This window comes from Pseudomonas endophytica (assembly GCF_001411475.1).
Lineage (GTDB): Bacteria > Pseudomonadota > Gammaproteobacteria > Pseudomonadales > Pseudomonadaceae > Aquipseudomonas > Aquipseudomonas endophytica.
Map to the genome: position 1 here is coordinate 1 of NZ_LLWH01000070.1, position 7,199 is coordinate 7,199.

Annotated in this window: 5 protein-coding genes; 4 read left to right on the forward strand and 1 reads right to left on the reverse strand. The window is 56.4% G+C overall.

The genetic code is table 11. The features are described from left to right. From malQ to AQS70_RS06575, 4 genes are all read left to right on the forward strand, one after another. On the forward strand, positions 1-1,024 hold a 1,024-nt coding region (malQ, locus tag AQS70_RS06560), incomplete at its 5' end, for a 4-alpha-glucanotransferase (RefSeq protein WP_082428046.1). 162 nt (positions 1,025-1,186) lie between these two features. Beyond that, positions 1,187-1,408: a DUF2934 domain-containing protein gene (locus AQS70_RS06565; RefSeq protein WP_055102087.1), complete on the forward strand. Its 222-nt coding sequence runs from the start codon at positions 1,187-1,189 to the stop codon at positions 1,406-1,408. 167 nt (positions 1,409-1,575) lie between these two features. Further along, positions 1,576-3,723: a glycogen debranching protein GlgX gene (glgX, locus tag AQS70_RS06570; RefSeq protein ID WP_055102088.1), complete on the forward strand. Its 2,148-nt coding sequence runs from the start codon at positions 1,576-1,578 to the stop codon at positions 3,721-3,723. A 137-nt stretch (positions 3,724-3,860) separates the two neighbouring features. Next, a complete protein-coding gene (locus tag AQS70_RS06575) occupies positions 3,861-4,661 on the forward strand; it encodes an endonuclease/exonuclease/phosphatase family protein (RefSeq protein WP_055102089.1) in 801 nt (266 codons plus the stop codon). 220 nt (positions 4,662-4,881) lie between these two features. Here AQS70_RS06575 and glgB read toward each other — a convergent pair whose 3' ends face one another. After that, the gene (gene glgB / locus AQS70_RS06580; RefSeq protein WP_055102090.1) at positions 4,882-7,107 is read right to left on the reverse strand and encodes a 1,4-alpha-glucan branching protein GlgB; all 2,226 of its coding nucleotides are present in this window, start codon (positions 7,105-7,107) and stop codon (positions 4,882-4,884) included. Between the last annotated feature and the right edge of the window lie 92 nt (positions 7,108-7,199).

A 7,199-nucleotide genomic window follows, 5' to 3' on the forward strand; every position in this document is an offset into this window, starting at 1 on the left:
GTGGTTGATCGCGCAGGCATTAGACCGTGCGCAATCCACAGCACGGGCCAGCGGCATGGCGATTGGCTTGGTTGCTGACTTGGCCGTAGGCGCCGATGGTGCGGGCAGCCAAGCGTGGTGTCGACAGGACGAACTGCTGGCCCACCTGACCGTAGGCGCTCCGCCGGACTTACTCAACCGTGCAGGCCAAGGCTGGGGGATTTCGGCTTTCTCTCCCGAGGGCCTAAAACGTAACGGCTTTCGGGCTTTTATCGAGATGCTGCGCGCCAATTTTGCGCACGCCGGTGGCCTGCGCATTGACCATGTGTTGGGGTTACAACGCTTGTGGGTCATTCCGTTGGGCGCCTCACCTGACCAAGGTGCCTATTTGTACTACCCGGTCGATGACATGTTGCGTTTAGTGGCGCTGGAGTCTGTGCGCCATCAAGCGATTGTCTTGGGCGAGGACTTGGGCACCGTCCCCGAAGGGTTGCGTGAAAAGCTTAGTGAGCGGGCCATTCTCGGCATCCGCGTGCTGTTGTTCGAGCAAGATTACGGCGCACACTTTAAACCCATTCTGGCGTGGCCAGATGACGCCTTGGCCACCACCAGCACCCACGATTTGCCAACACTCAATGGCTGGCTGCAAGGCCGCGATATCGACTGGAATGAACGGCTGAACCTGATTGACCCGATCAAAGCCAATGACTGGCGGCGTGAACGCCAGCGCGAGTGTGAAGGTCTGGACCAAGCCTTGCGCCAAGACCCGCAAAACTTTCAGGAAGAGGCTCTAGGCAACGCACCGACCTTGGACGCAAGCATCCGTTATTTAGGGCACACCCGCGCGCCCTTGGTGCTGCTACCCATCGAAGATGCTCTAGGTCTTGAGGAGCAACCCAACCTGCCCGGCACCGTCAGCGGCCACCCTAATTGGTGTCGGCGTTTGCCAGGAGATTGTTCGACCGTGCTGGACACAATTGATGCAACACGGCGCTTCGAATTGCTGGCGTGCGCGCGTTTACAGGCCCATGAGCGGGATCGTTAATCAGCGACACGAGATTGAATGACCGTCAGGCGGATATCACTAAAAATTTAAGGGACATTTGAACGTCGCCGCAGTCACTTAAACATGACGTTGAGGGCGGCGACGCTCGAAGCGCTGTTTGACACTGCCGATCAATCCATCTTGAGTTAAGGAGCCACAGCTATGAGTCATGACGATAAGCGTATACGTGAGTTTGCCTACCAAATTTGGGAGTCCGAAGATCGGCCTGAAGGCCAACATGATCGGCACTGGGAAATGGCCCGCAAACTGGCCCAAGCCGAGGCATTGGCACCGGCCAAGGCTGCAAAACCTAAAGCAGCGGCCAAGCCTAAAGCACCCGCCGAGAAAAAGCCCCGCGCCCCGCGCAAGCCAGCGGCGTCTTGAGCTTAGCCCTGTAGCCGTGCCGAACGCTGCGATGGGCTGCACCTTTGCACTTAATTTAAACGTGAAGGTTCTGCGGCTTTCATCGCGGCTTACAGAAGAGGCTGCACACTGCAATCCGTTCCAGCTTTGCGCACTTGTTTGCTCTTCCCTATTTAGCAGGATCGACTATGAGCACCAGCACTTCAGAAGCACCTTTGCCTTCGCGCATTCGTGAGGGCCTGCCCTTTCCGTTAGGGGCAACCTGGGATGGATTAGGCGTCAACTTTGCGCTGTTTTCAGCCAACGCAACCAAAGTCGAACTGTGCCTGTTCGACGCTGCGGGCGAAGTCGAACTGGAACGCATTGAGTTACCCGAGTACACCGATGAAACCTTCCACGGTTACCTGCCGGACGCACACCCCGGCCAAGTCTATGGCTATCGGGTGTATGGCCCGTACGACCCGGAGAACGGCCATCGCTTCAACCATCACAAACTGCTGATCGACCCTTATGCCAAGCAGTTGGTGGGCGAACTTAAATGGTCAGAAGCCTTATTTGGTTACACCATCGGCCACCCAGATGCCGACCTCAGTTTTGACGAGCGTGACAGCGCGCCGTTTGTGCCCAAGTGCAAAGTCATCGACCCGGCTCATACCTGGGGCCATGACCACCGCATCAGCGTGCCATGGGACCGCACAGTCTTTTATGAAACCCATGTGCGCGGTATCAGCATGCGCCACCCGGCCGTGCCCGAAGCGGTACGTGGAACGTTCGCTGGGCTGATGGTCGACGATGTCATCAAGCACATTCGCAACTTGGGGGTGACCAGTATCGAGTTGCTGCCCATCCATGCGTTCGTCAATGATCAGCATCTGCTGCAAAAAGGCATGACCAACTACTGGGGCTACAACACCCTGAGCTTTTTCGCCCCCGACCCGCGTTACTTGGCCAGCGGCAAAATTGCCGAATTCAAAGAAATGGTCGCGCACCTGCACGAAGCCGGGCTCGAAGTGATCCTGGACGTGGTCTATAACCACACCGCCGAGGGTAACGAACAAGGCCCGACCCTCTCGATGCGCGGCATCGACAACGCCTCGTACTACCGGTTGATGCCCGACGACAAGCGTTTCTATATCAACGACTCCGGCACCGGCAACACGCTGGACCTCAGTCACCCGTGCGTCTTGCAGATGGTCACCGACTCCCTGCGCTACTGGGCCGGTGAGATGCACGTCGATGGTTTCCGTTTCGACTTAGCGACCATTTTGGGCCGCTATCACGAAGGCTTCGACGAGCGCCACAGCTTCTTAGTCTCTTGCCGACAAGACCCGCTGCTGCGCCAAGTCAAGCTGATTGCCGAACCCTGGGATTGTGGACCCGGTGGTTATCAGGTGGGCGGTTTCCCTCCAGGCTGGGCCGAGTGGAATGATCGTTTCAGAGACAATGTGCGCGCTTTCTGGAAAGGCGACGAGGGCCAACTGGCCGAATTTGCTGGCCGCATGACCGCTTCCGCAGACCTGTTCAACCAACGCGGACGCCGCCCTTATACGTCGGTCAACTTCATTACCGCCCACGACGGCTTCACGCTCAACGATCTTGTTTCGTACAACGACAAGCACAACGAAGCCAACGACGAAAACAACCAGGACGGCAGCAATAACAACCTGTCATGGAACCACGGTGTCGAAGGCCCGACCGACGATCCCGAGATCAATGCGCTGCGACAGCGCCAGATGCGCAACTTCATGGCCACTTTGCTACTGGCCCAAGGCACACCGATGCTGGTGGCGGGTGACGAGTTTGCCCGCACCCAGCACGGCAACAACAACGCGTACTGCCAAGACAGCGAAATCGGCTGGGTCAACTGGGAGCTGGACGCGCCCGCAGAGTCATTGCTGAGCTTCGTCAAGCGCTTGATTAAGCTGCGCAGGCACTATCCGATCTTGCGCCGCGGGGTGTTTTTGGAAGGGCATTGCAGTGAGAACCCCGAGGTCAAGGACGTCACTTGGCTTACGCCGTCGGGCAGCGAGATGACCCCTCAAGAATGGGAAGACCCGCAAAACCGTTGCTTGGGTATGTTGCTCGATGGCCGCACCCAAATCTCTGGCGTACAACGCGCCGGGGCCGACGCCACCTTGCTGATCATCGTCAATGCGGGTCACGACAACCTAGACTTCAGCTTGCCCGAAGTCGCTCACGGCAGCAGTTGGTTGTGCATTCTCGACACCACTGACCCTGAGAAAAAAACCTCAGAACCTATGGCGTTCAAAACACCTTACGGCGTGACCGGCCGTTCGTTGGTCTTGCTTGAGTTGCAGGGCGTCCAACCGTCATAAAACCTTCAGCCACGCCGTGCCAAACACGTGCGTGGCTCACTCCAGCGAGGTTGATAAACATCCATCGCGTCCCCAACCCTTACGCTATAAACATCTGATTAAGATGCGGTATGCCGCCTAAAAGGACAGGAGCGAACATGACCATTGATGTAATCGGCAACCCTCAGGCGCCCAAGACGTTGGCGTCAGAGCCTGCCGTCCACCGAATCAAAGTATTAACCGTCAATACCCACAAGGGCTTCACCGCTTTCAATCGCCGTTTCATCCTGCCTGAGCTGCGCGAAGCAGTACGCAGCACATCGGCCGACTTGGTGTTTTTGCAAGAAGTGCTCGGCGAGCATGAAAAACACGCCTCGCGTTACGAAGAGTGGCCAAAAACCTCACAGTACGAATTCCTCGCCGACAGCATGTGGACCGATTTTGCCTACGGCCGCAATGCGGTTTATCCGAATGGGCATCACGGCAACGCGTTGCTGTCCAAGTACCCGATCAAATCGTCGCGCAACCTTGACGTTTCAATCACCGGGCCTGAGCGGCGCGGCTTGCTGCATTGTGTGCTGGAAGTGCCGGGGCATGAAAACGTGCATGCGATTTGTGTGCATTTGAGCTTGCTTGAAAGCCATCGACAACTGCAAATCGTGCTGCTTCACCAGTTGCTTAAATCCTTGCCAGCCCATGAGCCGGTAATCATTGCTGGTGATTTCAATGACTGGAAACTGCAAGGCAACGCAGCCTTGGCGCAACGTGATGACCTGCACGAAGTCTTTGAACGTCACCACGGTCAGTTAGCCAAAACGTATCCAGCACGCTGGCCATTGTTGCGTCTGGACCGGATCTATTTGCGCAATGCGACAGGGCATGACCCGCTTATTCTGGGTAACAAACCTTGGACGCACTTATCGGATCATTTGCCATTGGCCGTTGAGGTTCATGTTTAGAAGGCCAACCCATGAAGGCGAAAACACTGAACATGCAGCTCCTACAAAACATGTGCGACCGCGTTTATTCAGCCCTGACGATCAACACCCCCAACAGCGGTAGATTTAATGCCTAAGACACCGGCTGCCCATGGCTTGGGGACTACCTCGTAGCAGCTGCCGCAGGCTGCGATCTATTGATCTTCAAAAGCAGAAGATCGCAGCCTGCGGCAGCTCCAGTTTATTCAGCCCTCACGATCAAGACCCCTAACGGCGGCAGGTTCAATGCCAAAGACACTGGTTGCCCATGGCTTGGGTGCGGATCAGTTGTCACGCCCCCGCCATTGCCATAATTGGACCCGGAATACAGTGCTGAGTCGCTGTTGAGTATCTCGTGCCATGTGCCCTCCACTGGAACGCCCACGCGGTAACCCTCACGAGGCACCGGGGTGAAGTTGGCGACCACCAACACGGGTTTACCCGCTTTACTCCAACGCAGCCACGCGTAAACACTGTTGGTTGCATCGTCCCCAATCAACCACTGGAAGCCTTGCGGCACATCGTCCTGTTCATGCAGTGCTGGCTCGTCGCGGTACAGCCGGTTCAAATCACTGACCAGTTTCTGCACACCACGGTGTTCAGGGTATTGCAGCAAGTACCAGTCCAACTCTTGGTCATGGTTCCACTCACGCCACTGACCAAACTCGCAGCCCATAAACAGTAGTTTTTTGCCTGGGTGCGCCCACATAAAGCTCAAGTAAGCCCGCAGGTTGGCAAACTTTTGCCAGCGATCACCGGGCATTTTGTCGATCAGTGAATGTTTGCCGTGTACCACTTCGTCGTGGGAAATCGGCAAAATAAAGTGTTCGTGCCAGGCGTAGACCAAGCCAAAGCTCAACTCATTGTGATGATGGGCGCGATACACCGGATCTTGCTGGATGTAATGCAACGAATCATGCATCCAGCCCATGTTCCATTTGTACGAGAACCCTAAACCGCCCTGCTCAGTCACTTGGGTCACCCCAGGCCAAGCCGTTGACTCTTCGGCAATAACCATTGCCCCAGGTACTTCCAGCGCCACCACGTCATTGAGATGACGTAAAAAGTCGATCGTCTCGAGGTTCTCGCGACCACCATGGATATTCGGCACCCATTCCCCGGGCTTACGCGAATAGTCGCGGTATAACATGGACGCCACCGCATCGACCCGTAAGCCGTCTACGTGAAAATGCTTGAGCCAATGCAGAGCCGACGCCAGCATAAACCCGTGCACTTCTGTGCGCCCTAGGTTGTAAATGAGAGTGTTCCAATCTTGATGAAAACCTTCACGCGGGTCGGCATATTCATACAACGCGGTGCCGTCAAACTGCGCCAAACCATGGGCGTCATTCGGGAAGTGGGCTGGTACCCAGTCAAGGATCACACCAATCCCGGCCACGTGGCAGGCGTTTACAAACTCAGCGAAGTCATGGGGTGAGCCAAAGCGTGCGCTGGGCGCAAATTGCGACAACGGCTGATAGCCCCACGAACCACCAAACGGATGCTCCATAATCGGCATCAGCTCGATATGGGTAAACCCCAGCTCCTGTACATAAGGGATCAAGCGTTCAGCCAGTTCGCTCCAACCGTACTGACGTGACACTTCGCCCACGTCATCGACCTCACACTGCCAAGACCCCACATGCAACTCATAAATAGACAGCGCTGCATCAGTACGATGCTGCTGGGCACGGGCGTGCATCCAGTCGGCATCTTGCCAGTCGACCTGCAGCGCAGGCGCAACTATGGACGCGGTTTGAGGCGGTAGCTGAGTCGCCAGCGCCATCGGGTCAGCCTTTAACGGCAGAATGCCTTCAGCCCCCAGAATTTCGTACTTATAAGCCTCGCCCGCGTTCAAGCGCGGAACAAAAATCTCCCACACCCCGCTTGGGTGGCGCAAACGCATCGGATGGCGGCGACCGTCCCAACCATTGAAATCACCCACCACCGACACCCTGCGCGCATTAGGCGCCCACACGGCAAAGCGCACCCCTGCTACGCCATCAACATGGGTCAACTGCGCACCGAGGCAACGACTGAGGTCTCGATGATTACCTTCCCCGAACAAATACAGATCCATCTCGCCCAATAACGGACCAAAACTGTAAGGGTCTTCACTGACTTGCTGAACATCTCCCCAATCGACCTGTAACAGATACGCTTTTGGGTGAGAAAAATGGCCTACAAACAGACCGGGAGTCTGTGCCTGCTCAAGACTGCCCAGCAACTCACCGCCTTCCTGCGCCAGTACTTGAACACTGACAGCACCCGGCAAAAAAGCCCGAATAGACTGGCCGCCTTGGCCATCGGCGTGCGGCCCCAACACTGAAAACGGGTCCGGATGCTCGGCCCTCACCAGTGCTTGAATGTCCAACATTGCGGGTAACAGCGAGCCCGTACCTTCACCTGCCTGCCTACTCGAACTCATGCTGCTCTCCGTACGGTAAAGGTTACGCATGACACTGCACGCGCTAAAGCCATCCCCTGAGCTGTGCCCTACAACCGACAGCCCGTTCCAAG

What these genes read in the sequence shown, in the direction of transcription:
- AQS70_RS06565 (WP_055102087.1), top strand. Translation starts at nt 1,187, where the DNA reads ATGAGTCATGACGATAAGCGTATACGTGAGTTTGCCTACCAAATTTGG.
- glgX (WP_055102088.1), top strand. Translation starts at nt 1,576, where the DNA reads ATGAGCACCAGCACTTCAGAAGCACCTTTGCCTTCGCGCATTCGTGAG.
- AQS70_RS06575 (WP_055102089.1), top strand. Translation starts at nt 3,861, where the DNA reads ATGACCATTGATGTAATCGGCAACCCTCAGGCGCCCAAGACGTTGGCG.
- glgB (WP_055102090.1), bottom strand. Translation starts at nt 7,107, where the DNA reads ATGAGTTCGAGTAGGCAGGCAGGTGAAGGTACGGGCTCGCTGTTACCC.